Origin of the sequence: Pseudomonas sp. SWRI22 (genome assembly GCF_014268395.2) — a bacterium.
Lineage (GTDB): Bacteria > Pseudomonadota > Gammaproteobacteria > Pseudomonadales > Pseudomonadaceae > Aquipseudomonas > Aquipseudomonas paracarnis.
In genome coordinates this window covers 3159553-3180003 of the sequence record NZ_JABWQK020000001.1, presented here as the reverse complement: position 1 = coordinate 3180003, position 20451 = coordinate 3159553, and the positions used below count along the sequence as shown (strand labels likewise).

The 20451-nt window shown below is 64.1% G+C and carries 14 protein-coding genes; 3 read left to right on the top strand and 11 right to left on the bottom strand.

Features of this window, described 5'->3' with window-relative positions:
* Positions 1-114 precede the first annotated feature (114 nt).
* The 3 genes from HU730_RS13905 to HU730_RS13895 all read left to right on the top strand — a co-directional run bounded on the left by HU730_RS13905 (position 115) and on the right by HU730_RS13895 (position 4733).
* On the top strand, positions 115-1035 hold the full coding sequence (locus HU730_RS13905) for a hydrogen peroxide-inducible genes activator (protein ID WP_003195523.1): 921 nt from the start codon (positions 115-117) through the stop codon (positions 1033-1035).
* Positions 1036-1043: 8 nt separating this feature from the next.
* Positions 1044-3119 (top strand): ATP-dependent DNA helicase RecG, encoded by a 2076-nt coding sequence (recG, locus tag HU730_RS13900; protein ID WP_034129255.1) that lies wholly within the window; start codon positions 1044-1046, stop codon positions 3117-3119.
* 213 nt (positions 3120-3332) lie between these two features.
* On the top strand, positions 3333-4733 hold the full coding sequence (locus tag HU730_RS13895) for an aminoacyl-tRNA deacylase and HDOD domain-containing protein (RefSeq protein ID WP_032894530.1): 1401 nt from the start codon (positions 3333-3335) through the stop codon (positions 4731-4733).
* A 129-nt stretch (positions 4734-4862) separates the two neighbouring features.
* Here the strand turns inward: HU730_RS13895 and HU730_RS13890 are convergent, their stop codons facing one another.
* The 11 genes from HU730_RS13890 to tssK form a co-directional block, all read right to left on the bottom strand.
* On the bottom strand, positions 4863-5237 hold the full coding sequence (locus HU730_RS13890) for a hypothetical protein (protein WP_003195530.1): 375 nt from the start codon (positions 5235-5237) through the stop codon (positions 4863-4865).
* Between the two features lie 124 nt (positions 5238-5361).
* On the bottom strand, positions 5362-6285 hold the full coding sequence (gene tagQ, locus HU730_RS13885) for a type VI secretion system-associated lipoprotein TagQ (protein ID WP_003195532.1): 924 nt from the start codon (positions 6283-6285) through the stop codon (positions 5362-5364).
* A gap of 84 nt (positions 6286-6369) precedes the next feature.
* On the bottom strand, positions 6370-8082 hold the full coding sequence (locus HU730_RS13880; RefSeq protein WP_054919735.1) for an SUMF1/EgtB/PvdO family nonheme iron enzyme: 1713 nt from the start codon (positions 8080-8082) through the stop codon (positions 6370-6372).
* Positions 8075-9259, bottom strand: coding sequence for an FtsX-like permease family protein (locus HU730_RS13875; protein ID WP_186527256.1), 1185 nt, complete (start codon positions 9257-9259; stop codon positions 8075-8077). The genes HU730_RS13880 and HU730_RS13875 overlap by 8 nt, the downstream gene beginning before the upstream one ends.
* Positions 9259-9963, bottom strand: coding sequence for an ABC transporter ATP-binding protein (locus HU730_RS13870; protein WP_060763895.1), 705 nt, complete (start codon positions 9961-9963; stop codon positions 9259-9261). Before HU730_RS13870 ends, HU730_RS13875 begins: the two co-directional genes overlap by 1 nt.
* On the bottom strand, positions 9963-12941 hold the full coding sequence (locus HU730_RS13865) for a serine/threonine-protein kinase (RefSeq protein WP_186527257.1): 2979 nt from the start codon (positions 12939-12941) through the stop codon (positions 9963-9965). Before HU730_RS13865 ends, HU730_RS13870 begins: the two co-directional genes overlap by 1 nt.
* Positions 12938-13657 carry a protein phosphatase 2C domain-containing protein gene (locus tag HU730_RS13860; RefSeq protein WP_186527258.1) on the bottom strand — a complete coding sequence of 240 codons (720 nt, stop codon included), beginning with the start codon at positions 13655-13657 and terminating at the stop codon, positions 12938-12940. The genes HU730_RS13865 and HU730_RS13860 overlap by 4 nt, the downstream gene beginning before the upstream one ends.
* The gene (tagF, locus tag HU730_RS13855; protein ID WP_014720494.1) at positions 13658-14311 is read right to left on the bottom strand and encodes a type VI secretion system-associated protein TagF; all 654 of its coding nucleotides are present in this window, start codon (positions 14309-14311) and stop codon (positions 13658-13660) included.
* Positions 14308-17808 carry a type VI secretion system membrane subunit TssM gene (gene tssM, locus HU730_RS13850; RefSeq protein WP_034129106.1) on the bottom strand — a complete coding sequence of 1167 codons (3501 nt, stop codon included), beginning with the start codon at positions 17806-17808 and terminating at the stop codon, positions 14308-14310. The genes tagF and tssM overlap by 4 nt, the downstream gene beginning before the upstream one ends.
* Positions 17805-19094 carry a DotU family type VI secretion system protein gene (locus HU730_RS13845; RefSeq protein WP_054896050.1) on the bottom strand — a complete coding sequence of 430 codons (1290 nt, stop codon included), beginning with the start codon at positions 19092-19094 and terminating at the stop codon, positions 17805-17807. Before HU730_RS13845 ends, tssM begins: the two co-directional genes overlap by 4 nt.
* Positions 19095-19100: 6 nt before the next feature.
* Positions 19101-20435: a type VI secretion system baseplate subunit TssK gene (gene tssK / locus HU730_RS13840; protein ID WP_019818126.1), complete on the bottom strand. Its 1335-nt coding sequence runs from the start codon at positions 20433-20435 to the stop codon at positions 19101-19103.
* Positions 20436-20451: the final 16 nt, after the last annotated feature.

The following is a 20451-nucleotide window of genomic DNA, read 5'->3' as shown; positions in this document are numbered from 1 at the left end:
TAATACCTCAGTAAAATTCCGATATTCCCCACTCAATCCCCAGCAAAGTTCTGATAACGTGCGTCTATCGATTGCAGCCGGTATGCTTGGCCCGCAACCTCATGGACGCCCGCTATGACTCTCACAGAATTACGCTACATCGTGACCCTCGCCCAAGAACAGCACTTCGGCCATGCCGCCGAGCGTTGCCACGTCAGCCAGCCGACGCTGTCGGTGGGTGTGAAAAAGCTTGAAGACGAACTCGGTGTGCTGATTTTCGAGCGCAGCAAGAGCGCCGTGCGCCTCACCCCGGTGGGCGAAGGTATCGTTGCCCAGGCCCAGAAGGTCCTAGAACAGGCGCAAAGCATTCGCGAACTGGCCCAGGCCGGCAAGAACCAGCTGACCGCGCCGCTCAAGGTCGGCGCGATCTATACGGTCGGCCCCTACCTGTTCCCGCACCTGATCCCGCAACTGCATCGCGTCGCGCCGCAGATGCCGCTGTATATCGAAGAAAACTTCACCCACGTGCTGCGCGACAAACTGCGCAACGGCGAGCTGGACGCGATCATCATCGCCCTGCCCTTCAACGAAGCGGACGTGCTGACCCTGCCGCTCTACGACGAGCCGTTCTACGTGCTGATGCCGGCCTCCCACCCGTGGACCAAGAAGGACACCATCGACGCCGGCCTGCTCAACGACAAGAGCCTGCTGCTGCTCGGTGAAGGCCACTGCTTCCGCGACCAGGTGCTGGAAGCCTGCCCCACCCTGACCAAGGGCAACGACGGCGCCAAGCACACTACGGTGGAATCCAGCTCCCTGGAAACCATTCGCCATATGGTCGCTTCCGGCCTGGGTATCTCGATCCTGCCGCTGTCTGCGGTAGACAGCCATCACTACGCCCAGGGCGTGATCGAAGTGCGCCCACTCACGCCGCCGGTGCCGTTCCGTACCGTAGCGATTGCGTGGCGCGCCAGCTTCCCGCGCCCCAAAGCGATTGAGATTCTCGCGGACTCGATCCGTCTGTGTTCGGTGGCCAAGCCGCCCGTTGCGAGCTAAGCCACGGTATGACTGAGCTGTCGCAGGTGTCGGTGACGGCACTCAAGGGTGTCGGTGAGGCCATGGCCGAGAAGCTGGCCAAGGTCGGCCTGGAGAACCTTCAGGACGTGCTGTTCCACCTGCCTCTGCGCTACCAGGACCGCACCCGCGTGGTGCCCATCGGCCATTTGCGCCCTGGGCAAGACGCGGTGATCGAAGGCACCGTCAGTGGCGCCGACGTGGTGATGGGCAAGCGCCGCAGCCTGGTGGTGCGCCTGCAGGACGGTACCGGCGGCTTGAGCCTGCGCTTCTACCACTTCAGCAACGCGCAGAAGGAAGGCCTCAAGCGTGGCACCCGCGTGCGCTGCTACGGCGAGGCACGCCCTGGCGCATCGGGCCTGGAAATCTACCACCCGGAATACCGCGCCATTACCGGCGACGAGCCGCCACCGGTGGACACCACGCTCACGCCGATCTACCCGCTGACCGAGGGCCTGACCCAGCAACGCCTGCGCCAGTTGTGCATGCAAACCCTGACGATGCTTGGCCCGCAAAGTCTGCCCGATTGGCTGCCCCTGGAGCTGGCCCGCGATTATCAGTTGGCGCCCCTGGCCGATGCGATTCGGTATTTGCATCACCCGCCCGCCGATGCCGATGTGGACGAACTCGCCCTCGGTCATCATTGGGCCCAACATCGCCTGGCCTTTGAAGAACTGCTCACGCACCAGCTGTCCCAGCAACGCCTGCGCGAAAGCATGCGTTCCCTGCGCGCCCCGGCGATGCCCAGAGCCACGCGGCTGCCTGCGCAATACCTGGCCAACCTCGGCTTTGCGCCCACCGGCGCGCAACAGCGCGTGGGCAATGAAATCGCCTACGACCTCAGCCAGCAAGAACCGATGCTGCGGTTGATCCAGGGTGACGTAGGGGCAGGCAAAACCGTGGTCGCTGCCCTGGCCGCCCTGCAAGCCCTGGAAGCTGGCTATCAAGTGGCGCTGATGGCACCGACGGAAATTCTCGCCGAACAACACTTCATCACCTTCAAGCGCTGGCTCGAACCGCTGGGCCTGGAGGTGGCGTGGCTGGCTGGCAAGCTCAAAGGCAAGAACCGCGTGGCCGCCCTGGAGCAGATCGCCGCCGGCGCACCGATGGTGGTGGGCACCCATGCGCTGTTCCAGGACGAAGTGCAGTTCAAGAACCTTGCGCTAGTGATCATCGACGAACAGCACCGCTTTGGCGTGCAACAGCGCCTGGCCCTGCGCCAGAAAGGCGTGGGCGGGCGCATGAACCCGCACCAGTTGATCATGACCGCCACGCCGATCCCACGCACCCTGGCCATGAGCGCCTACGCCGACCTCGACACCTCGATCCTCGACGAGCTGCCGCCGGGGCGTACGCCGGTCAACACCGTGCTGGTCACCGACACCCGGCGCGTCGAAGTGATCGAGCGCGTGCGCGGTGCCTGCGCCGAAGGCCGCCAGGCGTACTGGGTATGCACCCTGATCGAAGAGTCCGAAGAACTGACCTGCCAGGCCGCCGAAACCACTTATGAAGACCTCACCAGTGCCTTGGGTGAGCTCAAGGTGGGGTTGATCCATGGCCGTATGAAACCGGCGGAAAAAGCCGCGGTAATGGCCGAGTTCAAGGCCGGCAACCTGCAATTACTGGTGGCTACCACCGTGATTGAAGTGGGCGTGGACGTCCCCAACGCCAGTCTGATGATCATCGAAAACCCCGAACGCCTGGGCCTGGCGCAACTGCACCAATTGCGCGGGCGGGTTGGCCGGGGCAGTGCCGCCAGCCACTGCGTGCTGCTCTATCATCCGCCACTGTCGCAGATCGGTCGCCAGCGCTTGGGCATCATGCGCGAAACCAACGACGGTTTTGTCATTGCCGAAAAAGACCTCGAACTGCGCGGCCCCGGTGAAATGCTCGGCACGCGCCAGACCGGCCTGCTGCAATTCAAGGTCGCCGACCTGATGCGCGATGCCGACCTGCTGCCCGCCGTGCGCGATGCTGCGCAAGCATTGCTCGAGCGTTGGCCCGATCACGTCAGCCCCTTGCTCAACCGCTGGCTGCGCCACGGCCAGCAATACGGCCAGGTTTGACCTCTTCCCTGTAGGAGCGAGCTTGCTCGCGAAAAACGCCAACGATGACGCGGACGCTCTGGATGATGGCGCCGCCAGGAAGGTCTTCGCGAGCAAGCTCGCTCCTACAGGGTAATCAGCACACCGCCAACCTCATCACAAACGCCACTTATCCGACCAACACCCGTATCAAGCTGGTTATACTCCAATGAATGTAAGAAATTGGATCAGGCCATGTCAGAAGTTGCCCTCGCCACAGCCCCACTGACCGCCCCGCCGGTCATTCGGGCGCTGCTCGCAAAGCTCGCCATCCCCTACACGGAAGTCATCGAACAGCCTGGCCTGAACCCTGCCCGAAAGGTCCAGGCGGTGTTGCTTGAAGATGCGGTTGGCGCGCTCATGGTGCTGTTCCCCCAAAGCCAGTTGCTGGACCTCAACCGCCTCGCCGAACTCACCGGTCGCCGCCTCACGGCTGTCGCCCCCGAGCGGGTCGAGCGCATGCTGGGCAAGCATGACCTGAGCCTGCTGCCGGGCTTGCCGCCACTGACCAGTTCACCGTGCCTGTACGAAGGCCGCTTGCTCAATGAGCCGAGCCTGCTGGTGCATTCGGGCGAAGCCGGGCTGTTGCTGGAAATCCCCACCGACGCCTTCAAGAGCCTGCTCACCAAGGCCAGCGCCGCGCAGTTCGGTGAACCCTTGAGCAACATCCGTCCGAACCTCGACCGCCCCAATGATGACCGCGAGGAAATCACCCAGGCGATGCAAGCCTTCACCGCTCGCCGTATCCAGCAACGCCTGGAAGCGACCATCGAAATTCCGCCGCTGGCCGACACGGCGCAGAAGATCATCAAGCTGCGCGTGGATCCCAACGCCACCATCGACGACATTACTGGCGTGGTGGAAACCGACCCGGCCCTTGCCGCCCAGGTCGTAAGCTGGGCCGCGTCGCCCTACTACGCCTCGCCGGGCAAGATCCGCTCAGTCGAAGACGCCATCGTGCGCGTGCTGGGCTTTGATCTTGTGATCAACCTGGCGCTGGGCCTGGCCCTGGGCAAAACCCTGAGCCTGCCCAAGGACCGCCCGCACCTGTCCACGCCGTACTGGCACCAGTCGATCTACACCGCCGCCGTGATTGAAGGCCTGACCCGCGCCATGCCCCGCGCCCAGCGCCCGGAAGCCGGCCTGACCTACCTGGCAGGTTTGCTGCACAACTTCGGCTACCTGCTGCTGGCCCACGTGTTTCCGCCGCACTTCTCGCTGATCTGCCGCCACCTGGAGGTCAACCCGCACCTGTGCCACAGCTACGTCGAGCAACATTTGCTGGGCATCAGCCGCGAACAGATCGGCGCCTGGCTGATGCGCTACTGGGACATGCCGGACGAACTGTGCACCGCCCTGCGCTTCCAGCACGACCCGACGTACGACGGGCAATACGCCGAGTATCCGAACCTGGTGTGCCTGGCGGTGCGCCTGTTGCGCAGCCGGGGGATTGGCTCCGGGCCGGATGAATCCATTCCCGACGCGTTGCTTGAGCGCCTGGGCTTGAGCCGCGAGAAGGCCGAGGACGTGGTGGGTAAAGTGCTGGATGCCGAAGTGCTGTTGCGCGAATTGGCTTCGCAGTTCAGCCAGGGGTAAGCCCACCGCCTGTTAAACCGCTATCGCAGGCAAGCCAGCTCCCACAGTTGACCGTATTTCCAAGTTGGAACGCGGTCACTGTGGGAGCTGGCTTGCCTGCGATGAATCCAACTCGGTCTACCTGACCACCTACTTCTTTTTCTTCGGCTTCAAATACTTGGTGAGGCCCTGGAACCAGATCACCAGTGCCGGGTTGCCCTTGATCTGGATCGACTTGTCCTGAATCCCCGTCATGAACGCCAGCTGCTTGTTCTTCGCCTGCATCGTGGCGAAGCCGTAGGCGGCATCCTTGAAGGCAATCGCGAAGGCCGGCGCCGGGTGGACACCTGAGCGGCTGGTGATGCGCTGGTCTTTGACGATGAAGTGACGGGCAACCTTGCCGTCGAGGGTCTGCAGCTGGAAGGCCAGGTCTTTGTCACCCAGTTGCTGCTGGAAGGCGGGGTTGGTGCGGCTGGCTTTGCCCATCATCAGGCCCAGCACCCACAGGAGAAGACGAAATTTCATGCACACGGCCTCGGTGTATTTATTGGAGTGGCCGCAGCAGTGTAACGATTTGCAAAAGGAACGCCACCGATCTCGCGCTTTAGGCGCAGATCGGTTGGCGTTTAACGCTTATAGCAACAAGTACTTAAACGTTAGGGCAAGGCACTGGCGCCCAGTCGGCCAGGTTTGGATTGCGGCAGGTTGCTTCGATCTGGGTCTTGCCCGCACTGGCGACCTGCTTGCTTTCAGCTTGCTTGGCCTGCACGGTCTGGATGCTACGTTCGGTGGTGACCGCTTCTTTCGGCACTGTCGGCAGAACCGGCTTCTTGGCTGGCTTGACGGCTTTCTTGCCCTTGGCCGGAGCGACCACTGGCGTGGTATCGGCGGTGGCCACGGTCACCACATCGCTGCGCTGTACGCCGACCTGTTGCAGGTCTTTCTCGTAGGCCTGGGTGTAGTTGTTCAGGTCTTCGCTGGCTTTGCCGTTGACCGTCACGATCAGGTCATTGGACTCCTTCAGGCCCGCGACGATTTCCGCCAGGCGCTTGCGGCCTTCGGTGTCGTTGACGGTCTTGGCCTTGCGATCAGCCACCAGCTTGGTGAATGCGCTCTGGTAGCACTGCTGCGACGCCTTGGCATAGGCGGTGCTGCGGTCGATGTCCGAGGCGCTTTTGTTGAAGTCGGTGGAGTAGGACGCGATGCGCTGGTTGTCATCGGTGATCTGTTTCTGGCGCTCGGTGTAGTAACCCGCCGCACCGCCAGCCAGGGCGCCGCCTGCGGCACCGATCGCGGCATTGCGGCCACGGCTGTCCTTGTCGCCGGTCAGCGCGCCCAGCAGGGCACCGCCGGCCGCGCCGATCGCGGCACCGGTGACGACCGACTTGGTCATGTCCGAATCGGTGGCGCGCAGGTGCTGCACCGGCTCGTAGCAGTTGGGGTAGTACTCGACCTTGGTGCTCGACGCCACCTTGGACGCAGGCGACGTAGCGCAACCAGTCAACACGGTGCTGAAACCAGCTGCGATCAGCAGCAGGTGACGCTTGGAAACCGCCTTACGGGAAAAAAGCATAGATGTGATCTCTGTTAAGTTTGACTTGCCCAGCACGGCCCACCGCCGCCTGAGTCCCTTCCAAGCTCGCTAGACAGCCAACGATCAAGACCGCTGACCGCTCGCTGCGAGCAATTCCTTCAAGATCGTTGCCGGGTCGGCCCGCTGTTGCTTGCGGTAGTTGCCAACATGGCGAACGAACAGTGTCGCGCGCGTCACCAGGCTCTTGCCGAGCACTGGCTTGCGATCCAACTCTTCCTTGATCCGTTGAAACTGCGCCTGGATCACCGCATCGGTGTAGCGCGTGCCGGTGGCCAGGTTGTCGATGTAAATCGCCACCGCGCCGTCCAACGCGCTGCGTCCATTGGTGATGGCCATGTCGAACAGCTGCGTGCTGGCCTCGTCCTTGCTGTCCACCGCCTGCTGGCGACTCTTCTGCAGGTTGGCCAGGCGGATGTTGTAGTTGCTGATGGTCTCGGCCACCAACGCCGCCGACTGGATCAAATTGCCCGCCGCTTCTTCGCGTTGCTGGGCGATCAGCGACACGTTGCGCTTGAGCTCTTCGTTGACCAGGCCCAGTTCGGCTTGCAGCTTGGGATCGACACTGGCGGCGATGATGCTGTCCAGGCGCTTGGTCGGGTCCTGGGCGTCGTCGATGGCATCGGTCAGCGCGGCCAGGCGGCCTTCCTTCTGCCACTGGGCGAACAGCTCCTTGTAGCGCGAGCGCGGCGCCGACAACGCGCCAATCGCCACGCGAAAACCGGTGGTCTCGTTGCTTTGCTCGGTGCCATCAGCGGCAAACAGCGGGTATTCGCGGCGCATGCCGGTGAACAACGTGCCCTCGCCTTCCAGGTAGTTGCCGCCCTTGACCACAAAGCCGCCGTAGGTGCCCTGGCGGCGGCCAGCGTGTACCAGTTGGAAGGATTCCTGGACCATTTCCGCGGCGTTGCCGATCACGTCGAACATGCCGATGGGGTTAGGTAATTTGGTGCCGATGGGCATCAACCGCGCTGCCTGGCCGGTGCCGCCGGCCACTTGGTTGAACACCGCGTAATCGGCCAGCGGGCCATCGCTTTCACTGCCCTCGACGCGCCGTGGATACAGCCGGCCTTCCAGGTCCTGGCGGCTCACCGCCTGGCCGCCGCGCGCGGCGTACTCCCATTCCACTTCGGTGGGCAGGCGCACAAATCCCAGGCCACCGTCTTCGGTCGACGCACCGCGCCCGCTCACCGGCAGCAGTTCGCGGTGGTATTTCATCAGCCAGGCGCTGTACACCGCCGAGAAACGCTCGGCTTCAAAGCGCGACAGTTTCACCTTGGGCAAACGCCCGGCCATGCCCGTGGGCGCATCACACGCCGGCGCCGGTTCGCCGCTGGCCAGGGACTGCGCCTGGGCCATCACCTGGGCGTATTGGCGAGCAGTCACTTCGTATTTGCCAATGAAGTACAGCATGGGCTTTAGCGGGGTCTTGGCGTCGGTCTTCGGCATCTGCGGCGCGATGACCTTGCTCCAGTCCTTGGGCAAGTCCTTGAGGGTGAACTGGCCGTTGATGAAGTCGCGGCGGTAACCGGAAATAAACGACTGCTGATAACCCGCCTCGCCTTCGGCAAAGGGGTAGCCCAGGCTGATTTCACGGTCATCCAGGGTGCCCTGGGCCAGAATGTAGGCGTAGCGGAATACCATGTTACCTTCGCAGGGCAGCGGCAGGCTCACGTCGTCCGGCAACGGCTTGGGGTTGTCGAGCTTGTCACTTGCTTCATCAGCCCAGGCCAGCGAGGCCAGGCTCAGCGCCACGCAGGCGCCCAGTAATTTATACATCTCTGATTCCTTCAGAAGCCTGGATACGGGCCACCCGCCAACCACCACAGGCGGCCGCCACGGCACTGACGCCGAGCACCGCCACTAGGGCCAGGCCGTAATGGCGCGCCAACAGATGGCTGGCGTACTCGCCTGGCACCTGCACAAAAAGCTTGTTCAACGCCGCCTCAGCCAGGCCATACAGCCCAACGCTGAGCACAGCGGCAAAACCCGCGCTGTATAGCGCTTGCAGCAGCACAAACAGCAACAACGCGGCGGTGGAAAACCCCAGCAGGCGCAACACCGAGAGTTCACGGTGCTTACGCGCCACCGCCGCCAGGGTCCCCGCGAAAATCGCCGCAAACGCCCCGGCCAACGCCAACCCGGCGATGATCCAGAACACAATCGACAGGTTGCGGCTCAACGATTGCACTTGAGCGATGGTGTGCGCCTGGGTTGAAACCAACAGGTTCTGCTCGGCGAAATACACCCGCAACGGTTCCACATCACTGAGGCTGCGCGCATACAGGCGAAACGCCGGGTAGATGCGCTGTTCACTCACGCTCGCCGCTTCACCGGCCCAACCCAACGCCGGCACCGCACGGCCATCGCGGTAATCTTCCGCTGCCTCCAGCAACGCCAGATCGGCAAACAGGCCCTCGCGAGCGAAGGCCTCCAGCGGCAACACCGCCAGCACCTGCAACCGCGTGCGCTGGGCCTCGACGCGCCCCGCCACTTGCCGCGCAAAGCTGGTTTCCAGCCAATCACCGGGCCTTGCCGCGAACTTTTCGGCGGCGGTATGGCTGAGCACGATCTGGTCCAGGCCGTGGGGCATCGGCAAGCCTGCCAACAACGGGTCGCCTGCGGCAGTCGGCAGCATTTCCAGGGTCAAGGTGCCCACCTGCGCCGTGGCCGCAATCTGCCGTGTGCGCGGCACAGCAAACGCGACATCGCTGCGCTCACCCAGCTGCGCGATAAACGCCGCGCTGAATCGACCACCGCCCAACGGGATGATTTCACGGCTGGCGGGGTCGGTCTCCAAGCGTTCGGTCAAACTGCTAACCAGTCCAAATTTCAGCCCGAATAACACCAGCAATGGCGCGATAACCGCCACCAATGCCAACACCGAACAGGCCGACAGCCACCCATCGTTGCGGTAGTCCTGCCACGCAAGCGAAGCAACCAGGCCGATGCGCATCAGCACGCCTCCCCGAGGGTTGCGGTGACGCCGCCGTCTGGGTCGCGCTGGCAACTGATACGCCGCACCTGCAAGCCACTGGCGCGGGCCAGCGGTTCGTCATGGGTGGCGATCACACAGGCCGTACGGTGTTCGCGGGCCTGGGCCAGCAGCGCCTGCATCACGCGCTCGGCGTTGAGCGGGTCCAGGGACGCCGTCGGCTCATCAGCCAGCACCAGTTGCGGCCCATGGGCCAGAGCCCGCGCACAGCTGACCCGCTGGCGTTGGCCCACCGACAACGCCGCCGGGCGCTTGGCCAGCTGATCGCTGATCTGCAACTGCTCAGCCAGGCGCGCCACGCGGCCGTCGTCCTGCAAGCCCAGCAGTTGGCGCGACAGCGCGATATTGCCGCGCACATCCAGAAACCCCAGTAACCCCCCGGTCTGCGGCACATAGCCCAGATGCTGGCTGCGCAACGCGGCCAGCGCCGATTGCCGATCAGCACGCCACAGCGCGCCGATGTCGTGTTGGTTGAATGCAAACTGCCCCACCTGATCCGGCGCCAACACTAGCGCCAGCACGTCGAGCAAGGTGCTCTTGCCGCAACCGCTGGGGCCGACAATTGCCAGTTGCTCACCCGCGCCCAGCTGCAACGCAGGGATCACCAGGCTGTAGCGCTGGCTACCGACGCCCCGGCTCTTGTGCACCGCACTCAGGTTCAGCATTACGGCAGCGTCGACAGTGGCACGCGGTACAACGCATCGCCCGGTTCGGCATCGCCGAAACGGACCCAGTTGGCCACGTCGTTATGGAAGGTTTCATACAGGCGGATTTTCGAATCCAGCTCGTCGATAAAGTCTTCTTGCTCGGCCACGCTCAATGACAACCACAGGTCCTGGGTCATGTTCAGCGACTTGCTGCGGTACGGCAGGCCCTCCAGGTATTCACCGAGCAGGCCGCCGTCAGCCAGGTTGCCGCCCTTGCGCAGGGCCTGCGGGTCGCGGCTCATATAGGCCGAGGCGCTGGCGATTTCCTGGAAGAAATCCTTGGGCGAGCTTTGTGTTTTGCGCGCTGCATCCACGATCAACTTCAACGATTGTTGCAGGTCGTTGAGTTGCAGCTTGGTCAACATCACGCACACCTGGAACGCTGGCAGCGCCGGGTTGGTTAGGTCACGATCAGCGGTCCAGGCGCTGACCAATTGCGGTGCCTGGCTCGCGGTCTTGCGCCCGAGAAAGTCCATGTGCATGGCATAGCCGACGGCGGCGGACTTGTCCGCCAGACTCGGCGCGGCACTGAGCAACGGCACTGGCTGCGGCGTATTGCCGCGCACCTGATGCACCAGGTTGGCGAATACCGTGCCGATCTCATCGACGCGCTCACCCAGCTTGCGCACATCGCCCCCTGGCACTGGCGTATACAGGTCGCCGATCTGCGGGTTGGCGTCGGCGGTGAGAACGCGATACTGGCTCTCGGCGCCGGCATGGGTTTTCTTGCCGGCATCAGTGCGCAGGTGCAGCGCATAGATCTTGATCTGCTTACCCAGGGCCGCCTGGCGCACTTCGGCTTCGTTCATCTGGGTGGCGGCGAACGGGTCGTTCTTGCGCAGCGCGCCGGCATCGGAAACCAGCAGGATGATGCGCCCGCCGTAGCCGGACCAATCCATGCCGTCCACTGCCTGCATCACCCCGGCAAACGCATCTTCGTTGAACGAGTGGCTGGACACCGTCGACGCTTTGACCTGGCGCGCCATATCCAGAAAGCGCTGCGGGTCGCGACCTTGGTCGAGGCTGATCAGGGTCTTGGCGACATACTCAAGGCCCGGGGTTTTCTGGATGCTGCTGCGAAAGCCGACCATGCCGAAGCTGACGCTGTCCAACTCGCCGCGCTCGGCAATGCGGGTTTGTAGCTCATGCACCACGTCGCGAATCTGGTCGATGTAGGGCTGCATCGACACGGTGGTGTCCACCACCAGCACCACCGCCGTGCGGAATGCGTCGGCATTCGCGCTGAGCGTCGGGCTGGCCGGTCTGGCAGCGGCGCGGCTGCCTGGGTCGATGGAGGCCACGTTGAGCAACTGCACCGGCTGGCCGTTGTCGTCGAAGCTCTCTTTGGAATCGAAGATCGGCAACAGGTAGAACTGGTTCTGCGGCACCGCGCTGGCGGTGGGTTCCAGGGCCAGGACTTGCTGGTTGTCTTCTCGGTTGTTCTGCGCCTTGGCCAAGGCGCTTTTCGCTGCAGCAGGGTCAGCCAGTAGTTTTTCCACCTCACCGGGCTGGCGCAGGAACATCACGGGCGCCCGGCCTGAGCGCTCGGTGAACTTGAGCACCAGGCTTTGTTTCCAGTCGCTGACCTGGGAGGCCGGCAGCCAACCGTCGCTGCGACCATCGGTAGCGGCGCCGACGCGCACCCACGGGCTGCCATCGACTTCTTTGCGCTGATACACGTAGAGCACGGAAAACGCCGGCAGCGCTCTACCCGGCGGGCTCCCAGCGTCCACTGAAAGCAGGGCGCCGGGTTTGCTGAGTACACGCTGGAACAAGGTTTTCTTGCCTGCCATCAGCAACGGGCGCTGACCGCCATCCACTTCAGCGACAGCCACGGGCGGCGTCACCTTGGGCACCACGGCGGCTGGCGGCTTGGCCGGTTCATCGCCGCCGCTCAACCACCAGTAGCTGGCGCCACCAATGGCCAACGCGACGGCGACCGCCACAGCGGCCAAGGCCAATACCGGCCCACGGCGCTGCTCGGACGGAGCATTGTGCTGCGTCGGCGTGACCACCGGTTGACGCACTATTGGCTGCGGTTGCGGTTTATCCGTCGGAATGTCGATGGTGACAGGCGTGATGCCCGCCAGATCAACGCTCAATGGAATCGGCAGCGGCCGTACCAGCGTGGCATCCGATTCATCAGCAGGCAGTTGATCCAGCGCCAACAACAACGCTGCCGCATCCGGATAACGCTCCGCCGGGTCCTTGGCCAACAACTTGCGCAGCACACCCTGGTAGCGCCCGTGATGCACCGGCAATTCCGGCAAGGGTTCAGTCAAATGCGCCAGAGCGGTGGAAAGCGCATCGGTGCCGTTGTAAGGCAGCTTGCCGACGAGGATTTCATACAGCACCACGCCCAGCGCGTAGAGGTCGGCGCGGCCATCGATCTCCTGACCCCGCGCCTGCTCGGGGCTCATGTAGCTCGGCGTGCCCACGGCAAACCCGGCCTGGGTGAATTGGGTGCGATCGTCCAGCGACTTGGCAATCCCGAAGTCCGACAACACCGCCGTGCCATCGGCCCGGAACAGAATGTTCGCCGGCTTGACGTCGCGGTGCACCAGCCCTTGGGCATGGGCATAGCCCAGGGCCGAGGCAATCTGGCGGATGAGCGTCACGCCCTGCTCCGGGGTCAGCCCAGCAGCAATGCGCTCCTTGAGCGTGCCATTGGGCAGGTATTCCATGGCCATGTAATACAGCTCACCGACGTTGCCGATGTCATGGATGGTCACCGTGTGCGGGTGTGACAAACGCGCCAGCGTCTTGCCCTCGCGCAGGAAGCGTTCGCAGAAACTCGGGTCGGCCGCCAGCGCTGCCGCCATCACCTTCAACGCCACCTTGCGCTCCAGCGAGCGCTGGGTCGCCAGGTACACGCTGGCCATGGCGCCTTCGCCAATCTCGCCCTCGATGTCATAACCCGGAATGACGATGTTCATGACGAGACCTTCACGACGAGGGTGGTGATGTTGTCCGGTGCGCCTCGGTTGAGGCCCAGGTGCACCAGGCTGCGCACGATTTCATCCGGCGCGTCATGGCTGAGCACGTCGCGGATTTCGTGGTCTTCGACGGTTTTGTTGAGGCCATCACTGCACAGCAAATAACTGTCGCCGGGAGCGATCAACAGGTCCACCGAGGCGACGTCCAACTGGGCCTCAACGCCAATGGCGCGGGTGACGATATTGGAGCGCGGGTGGGTGCGGGCGTCGGCTTCGCTGAGCAGGCCGCTGTCTTGCAGGTCTTGCACGTAGCTGTGGTCGCGGGAAATGCTTTCCAGCACGCCGTCGCGCAAGCGGTACAGGCGACTGTCGCCGGCCCACAGGCACACCCCGCGCAAGCCGCGCGCGGCGAACACCACCACGGTGCTGCCCATCATGATCACGCCACGGTTGGCGGTTTCTTCGCGCACGGCCGCGTTGATGCGCAGCAGGTCATTGCGCAGCGCCGCCGAGTATTCGTCCAGGGAGCGGCCCAGCGGCACATGGCGCAGGCTGTCGACGATCAAGCTGCTGACATAGTCCCCCGCCGCGTGCCCGCCCATACCATCGGCCACCACCCACAAGCGGTTTTCCGGCAGGTCCAGAAAGGCATCTTCGTTGACTTGGCGAACCATGCCCACATGGCTTTTGCTCGCGGATTCGTACGTCACGCCCATCTACACCACACCTTCTTGTCCGAGCAAAAACTGCGCAAAATCGCTGGCGGCAGGCAGGCCCTGGCACCGTAATAAACCGGGGGAGATACGCTGCGAACCTCGCCCCCACCACAGGCTTGCGCCCTCGCACGCCTGTTCGGCCAGTGCGGTCATACGCTGGTGCGGCACGGTGGCTGCCACCCTTTGCAGGCCGGCGAAACGGCTGTCCACCGCCCGCGGCTCGCTGGCCGGCACGCCCAACTCGTCGAGCCCGGCGTTGAAGCTTTCGAAGGTCGCGCCGCTGTCGAGGGTGCTGAGCAACAAGGTTTCAGCCTGCTCGAACCAGGCGTCAGAACCGCCCACCAGCGACGCCGGGTTGGTGTCGTGATCCAGCAAGGTCACCACCGCCAGCGGAAAATACCGCCCGACCCGGTCAATGCTCGGCATCACCACGCCCGCCGCCGCATCCGGCCCGCACACGCCCGGCGCCAGCACAAAGCGCCACAACGGGCTGACCAGGTACGCATTCAGCCAGTCAGCGCCGAGGCTGTTCTGGCTGGCGAGCAAACCCGCTGCCAGCCAGCTGTCCCACGGGCCTATAAAGCTCTGGGGCAAGGCGCGGCTGACGAAGTCCCCGCGGCTGGCCAACTTGCCGTAGAAACCCAGGGCCGTCATAGCCGCTCCGGCAGGCTGAAGCCGCTGAGCACGCGGCTCTTGAACGGGTTGAACGCACTGTTGGCGCGCAACTCGTAGGCGATGCTCGCGCCATCGACCCGCAGGCGCAGGTTGAAACGATCCGGCGAGTTGCCTGCAGTGAGGTCTGATTGCTCCAGCAGACGGAACCAGGCCCACGGGCCGTCCAGAGTGATGCCGGAGCGACCACTGGCCGACGGCGGCATGATGGAAATACGCACCACGCCAATGCTGCCCGGGTTCGGCCATTGCATCGCCACCGGCCGGCTCGGGCCGTGGTCGTAGCTCAACTGCTGGCCGTCCAGGTCAAGCAGGAACTGGGTGATGGTAGGGTCCATCGACACCGGCTTGAGTTCGAAACGCACGATGGGTTGGGTGCCACCGGAGCGGAAGAACGCGTCCCGAATCGTCGCCGCACGCTGGAAGGTTTGCAGAACGCCAGGAGCAATCCCCAGCTTCTGCGCCGCCCCCGGTTGCCAGCGCCAGGTCTGTGCCGACGTGTCCACATAGGGCTGCAGGTATTTGCGGAAGTAGTTGTCCATCACCCCGCCCACACCGAAAAACTGGCCGAAGTCATCCAGGGTGGCGTCCCGCGCACTGCCCGGCGACATCGGGTAACGCCCGGCCAACGACTGGCGATACACGTTGACCACTTCACTGACCCAGGCCGCGTTCAGTTGGTTACGCACCCCGCCCATCATGCTGTTGGTGGTGGAATTGACCACCGACTTGACCATGCCCTGCACCAGCGGCGGCTGGCGCTCGGCGTTCAGGCTGACCCGCGTGGCCGCAGCCGCCGCCTGGTTCTTGGCCTCGCCGAGCAAGGCATCGCCGCTGGCACCGACCATGGCGCTGACCTGCACATACAGCGCATTCATGTCCGACAGCAGGCCGTCGATGGCCGCCGGTTCGCCTTCGTTTTTGCTGACGATGCTGTTGAGTTCGGCAAAGTGCGCGGTCACCGGATCATCCGCCGGTGCCGGGGCATTCGCCGTCGGTTGTGCCTCGCCCAGCAAACTGCCGAGGCGCTCCTTGAGCTTGTCCACGCCGCCTTCCACCGGCACGCCTTTGGCGGCCAGTTGGCGTTCTTCGGCTTGCAGGTCGGTTTCCCTGGCGACCGCCACCAACAGTTTTTTCAGCGGCGAGGTGGGACCGGAAATCACCCGCAGCACATCGGCGGCCTGTGCCACGCTGGTGATCGGCACAAAGTCGATGTCGGCGAGCAACGCGTCCCACTGGCGCTGGTAATCCTGGAAGTACAAACGGCGCACGTCGGCGGCCAGGCTCACCACGTTCTGCTGGTCGGCCTGCTCATGGCCCAGCACCCATTGCTCTTCGGCCAGGGTGCCGGTCTGGTTCAGGCTGCTGAGCAAAAACGCCTGGCGATAGCCCTTGGCAGTAAAGAAACCACTCAACGGCTCGCCCAACGGCTTGCCGCTCTTGCGGCTGAACACCAGTGCGGCATCGCGACCGGCGGCCTCATTGAGACGAAAGTCCGGGATACCTTCGGGCAGTTTCTGGCGCTTGACGCGGTCGTACACGCGCTGGGCTACCGGCAATTGCTGCAATTGGCGACGCAGGTCGTCGATCAGGCGTGGGTCCAGGCGCGCACTCGGCGGATGGCGTTCGAACAGCGCTTGCAAGTGCCCGGCCAGGGCCTGACGCTGGTCGGCCGGCAGGTCGCGGGGCAGGTTGCGGTCCCAGTCCAAGGCGATCCAGGCCTTGATGAAGTCCGGGTCGTAATGCTCGGTGTCGGCGAGCATCAGGTAAGCCTTGAGGCCCTCATAGAGAAAGTCCGAGTTGCCGCCGCCGTGCAGTTGCTCTTCGATACGCGTCACCAGGCGTGGGGCGAACACGGCGATCAAGAGTTTGCGGTACACGCTGGCGGACTCGGCTTCGAGCATATCGCCCTGGTACAGCCCCAGCCCTTCGGACCAGCTCGGTGAATCCCCCGCCAGGTTCTTCACCGCGTTGAGCAACGGCAGCACGGCGAGCACTTCCCGTTGTGCCGGGCTCAGGTTCTGTACGGTCTGGCCCAGTGGCGCGACCTTCTGATCGACCTGGGCGATATACGCCTGGTTGGCGCGATAGCTCACCCACCACAGGCTGCTGACCACCACCACCAGCGCGACGGTGGCCGCCAGCACTCCACGCGCAATCCACTTGCGACGCCGTTCGACCTTCGGGTTCACACCCACCAAACCACGCTCGGCAAAGGCCACGGCGGTGAAGAGTTTTTCGATGAAGTAACTGCGCCCGGTGCCGCTCTGGCGCGCCAGGTGCTGGCGGTCCAGGTTCATACTCTGGGCCATGGCACCGATCAGGCGGTCAATCGGGCTGCCTTCCTGGGTGCCGCTGGTGAAGTACACGCCACGCAGCAACACGCGCTCTTCAAAAGCGTTGGGTTTGAACACGCCTTCGAGGAAGCTTTGCAGGCAATCTTTCAGCGCGCCGAACTGCTGCGGGAAGCCGTAGATCAGGTCGCGTCGTGCCGGGTCGCGTTCCTGCTGCAAGCGCTCGACCAGGCGTTCGTTGAGACGCTGCTCCAAGCCCGCGAACTCGCTTTGCAGGTGCGCCAGCGGGCTGTCGCTGTTTTTGCCGTCGTCCAGGGCAAAGGTCATGCCCCACACCTGGGCACGCTCTTCCTTGCTCAGGTTGTCGAAGAACTCCATGAAGCCCGGCACCAGGTCGAGCTTGGTGAGCATCAGGTAGATCGGGAAACGCACGCCCAGCTGCGTATACAGCTCCTGGATGCGCAGGCGAATCGCGGCGGCATGGGCTGCGCGCTCGGCGTCGGTGCCCAGCAGCAGATCCGAGAGGCTGATGGCGATAAACGCCCCGTCGATCGGACGGCGCGAACGCTGCTTTTTCAGCAAATCGAGAAAGCCCAGCCAGGCGGCTTTGTCCACCGTGGAGTTGCTGTCCTGGGTGGTATAGCGGCCAGCGGTGTCGAGCAATACGGCCTGGTCGGTAAACCACCAGTCGCAGTTGCGCGTACCACCCACGCCCCGCACCGCACCGGCGCCCAATTGCGCCGCCAGCGGGAAATGCAGCCCGGAATTGACCAGCGCGGTCGTCTTGCCCGAGCCCGGCGGGCCGATGATCACGTACCACGGCAACTCGTAAAGGTTGCGGCGCTCATCGCCGCCCAGCTTGGCCTTTTTCAGCAGTGCCAGGGCTTCGTCCATGCGCTGGCGCAGCGTGGACAGCTCTTCGGCGGTCGCAACGCTGTTGGGGTCGACCGGGGTTTCTGCGGCCAGGCTGCGCATCACTTCGGCGGCCTGGCGACGGGCCTGGATGATGCGGAACACGCGGTAGGCCACCCACAGCGCAAACACCAGCACGATCAGCGCCCAACGGCGCCCTTCGGGCACCAGCACGTCCAGCAGCGGGCCAACAAACCAGATGATCAGGCTCAGGGCAATCAGGCCCAGCACGGGGATCACCCAGCGAATCATGAAACTGAAAAACGCCTTCACTCGACGCCCTCCGCCAATACGGTGATTTCAACCCGACGATTGCGGGCACGGCCTTCGGCAGTACTGTTGGTGGCCAACGGCTCGGTGTCGCTGCGGCCTTCGGCGCTGAAGCGCTCGGCCTGGCCGGTCTTGGCCGCGAGAATTTCCAGCACCGACTTGGCCCGGGCTTCGGACAATGCCCAGTTGGACGGGAAGCGCAACGTGGCAATCGGGCGGTTGTCGCTGTGCCCGGTGACACGCACCTGGCCCTTGACCTTGCGAATGGCGTCAGCGATGCGCAGCATCAGCGGTTGGTAGTCATCGACGATGCTGGAGCTGGCCGAGGCGAACAGCTCATCGCCACGAATGGTCACCACAGAGCGGTCAACCTTGTCTTCCACGGCCACGCGGCCGGCCTTGATGTCATCGGCCAGGAACCCGGCCAGGCGCGGGCGCTCAATCACTTTGGGCTGCGCCACCGGACGGTCGATGGCCTGCACCGGGATCTCGCCCAGGGCATGAATATTCTTGAACACCGGCTCGGCGTCCGAGGCCAGCTTCATGCGCAGGCCGAACAGCAACGCCAACAGCAGCGCCAAGCCAATCGCCACGGCTATCCATGGCGGCATGAATTGCGCCAGGCGATCACGGGCCACGGTCACGCCGCGCCAGTGCGGCGACAGCTCACGCTCGTGCTCGCCACGGGCGCTGCGTATCGCTGCGGCGGTGCGTTCACGCAAGGCTTCCAGCTGGCTGCGCCCGTCGGTCATCACGCGGTAACGCCCTTCAAAACCCAGGCACATGCACAGGTACAACAGCTCCAGCAGGTACAGGCGTTCCCGTGGGCTTTGCAGACAGTGGTCAAGCAACTGGAAAACCTTTTCACCACCCCAGGCTTCGTTGTGCACGGTGATCAGCAGGCTCTGCTTACCCCAGTCACTGGTGCTGCCCCACGGCGTGCTCAGCACCGCTTCATCCAAGGCAGTGCACAGCGCGTAACGGGCCAACAGCACTTCATTGCGTGCCACACCGGCGGCTTCGGCGCGTTCTTCGAACTGGCGCAGGTACGCCAGCAACTGCGCACGCAGGCTGGCTGGCGCGGGATGGGCGATGGTGTTGCGCAACCGCGTCAACAACGCCAGCAACGGGCCGGCGGCACTTTCCAGCGGGTTGAGGCCCTGGCTCTTGCCGGTGAGGATCGGCGCAGCCGGCATCGACAGCGGCGCAGGTTCGGCACGCGCGGGTGCAGGCTCTCGGCCACCCGGGCGCGGCATGAACTGGGTGCGGTCATCATCATTGGGATGCATCGCCAATTATCCTCGGATCGCCCAGAAGGCCAGGTTCAAGCCCGGGAACTGCCCGGCGATATGGAAGGCGAAACCGCCGGAATTATTCAGCTGCTGCCAGTGCTCGCTGCCACGGTCCAGCTCGTAGTAGGTGCTGCCGGCGTGGTAAGGCAATTGGCGCGGCGCCACCGGCAACGGCAGCAGGCCGATGCCCGGCAGTTGCAGGTTGACCATGTCGCGAATGTGCTCCACCGAGCCGACCTTGCTCTGCTGGCCGAAACGCGCACGCAGGGTTTCGCCGGGCACATCGGCGCGCACCACGAGGATGAAACTGGCGTTGTCGAGCAGGGTCTTGTCGGCCAGCATCGCCACATGGATGCCGTAGGCTTTCTCCACAATCGGGATCGGCGTGGCCTTGCTGTCGATGAGCATCGACAGCGCCTCACGCAAGGCCGCCATCACCGGCATGAAGCTCAGGGCCAGGTCGTCGTGCTGGTACTGCGGGTATTCGTGGGGGCGACGGCTGGAGGTTGAGAAGGTGGAAAATTCACCGGCCAGGCTGACCAGTTCGCTGAAGAAGCGCTCCGGGTGCAACGGGCTCAACTGGCTGAAGTGCTGGATCAGCGGCTGGGCGCGGTTGACCAGTTGCAGCAGCATGAAGTCGGCGATCTCCGAGGCCCCCCCGGCACCCGAGGCCACCACGCGGCCGGCCAGGGCTTCGCCACGCTGGTGCAACAGGCCCAGCAGTTCGCTGCGAAAGGCCGTCAGCGGTTTGCTCGCGGCCACGTCCAGCACGGGCGGGATGTAAGTGTCATCGAGCACCAACGCACGGTCGGCACGCTTTTCCTTGATGCGTACCAGGCCGATGGCCGCGTAGTCGCTGATGCCGTCCTGCGCCGTCAGCAGGCGCAACGCCCGCGACCCCACGGCCACCGGTGCACGGTTTTCGAACGGGGCGTTGTCGTCGCGCACTTCACGCACCTGGCTCACGTAGCGCGCGGCTTCCAGGGCCTCGCCCTCGTCCACCGTGTCACGGGCGCCGGCACGCTTGAGCGGCAGGGCCAGGTAGACCAGGCCGTCGCGCAGGTTGTCGTCGATATTCAACGGGCTCGGCGCCAGGTCGTCCTGGGGAATATTGAACGGCGTGCCATCGGGCAACAGGCCGCGGGCCGACACGATCGCCAGCTTGCCCTGGGCCAGCAGGCCCTGGTCGATCAGCAGCTCGGAGAACCCCCAGGCACCCGCCGACAACGGGCGGCTGCGGGCATCGATCAGGTTTTCCAGGTAACGGTCATGCTGCTGGAAGTGCTGCGTTCCGATGAACATGCCTTCCGACCAGACCACGCGATTGTTCCAGGACATGGGGGCTCCGATTGCT

Coding starts and splice junctions, on each gene's coding strand:
- tagF (WP_014720494.1), bottom strand. CDS start 14,311: ATGACGGCCCTGGGTTTCTACGGCAAGTTGGCCAGCCGCGGGGACTTC.
- HU730_RS13860 (WP_186527258.1), bottom strand. CDS start 13,657: ATGGGCGTGACGTACGAATCCGCGAGCAAAAGCCATGTGGGCATGGTT.
- HU730_RS13880 (WP_054919735.1), bottom strand. CDS start 8,082: ATGTATAAATTACTGGGCGCCTGCGTGGCGCTGAGCCTGGCCTCGCTG.
- recG (WP_034129255.1), top strand. CDS start 1,044: ATGACTGAGCTGTCGCAGGTGTCGGTGACGGCACTCAAGGGTGTCGGT.
- HU730_RS13875 (WP_186527256.1), bottom strand. CDS start 9,259: ATGCGCATCGGCCTGGTTGCTTCGCTTGCGTGGCAGGACTACCGCAAC.
- HU730_RS13905 (WP_003195523.1), top strand. CDS start 115: ATGACTCTCACAGAATTACGCTACATCGTGACCCTCGCCCAAGAACAG.
- tssK (WP_019818126.1), bottom strand. CDS start 20,435: ATGTCCTGGAACAATCGCGTGGTCTGGTCGGAAGGCATGTTCATCGGA.
- HU730_RS13870 (WP_060763895.1), bottom strand. CDS start 9,963: ATGCTGAACCTGAGTGCGGTGCACAAGAGCCGGGGCGTCGGTAGCCAG.
- HU730_RS13845 (WP_054896050.1), bottom strand. CDS start 19,094: ATGCATCCCAATGATGATGACCGCACCCAGTTCATGCCGCGCCCGGGT.
- HU730_RS13865 (WP_186527257.1), bottom strand. CDS start 12,941: ATGAACATCGTCATTCCGGGTTATGACATCGAGGGCGAGATTGGCGAA.
- HU730_RS13895 (WP_032894530.1), top strand. CDS start 3,333: ATGTCAGAAGTTGCCCTCGCCACAGCCCCACTGACCGCCCCGCCGGTC.
- tagQ (WP_003195532.1), bottom strand. CDS start 6,285: ATGCTTTTTTCCCGTAAGGCGGTTTCCAAGCGTCACCTGCTGCTGATC.
- HU730_RS13890 (WP_003195530.1), bottom strand. CDS start 5,237: ATGAAATTTCGTCTTCTCCTGTGGGTGCTGGGCCTGATGATGGGCAAA.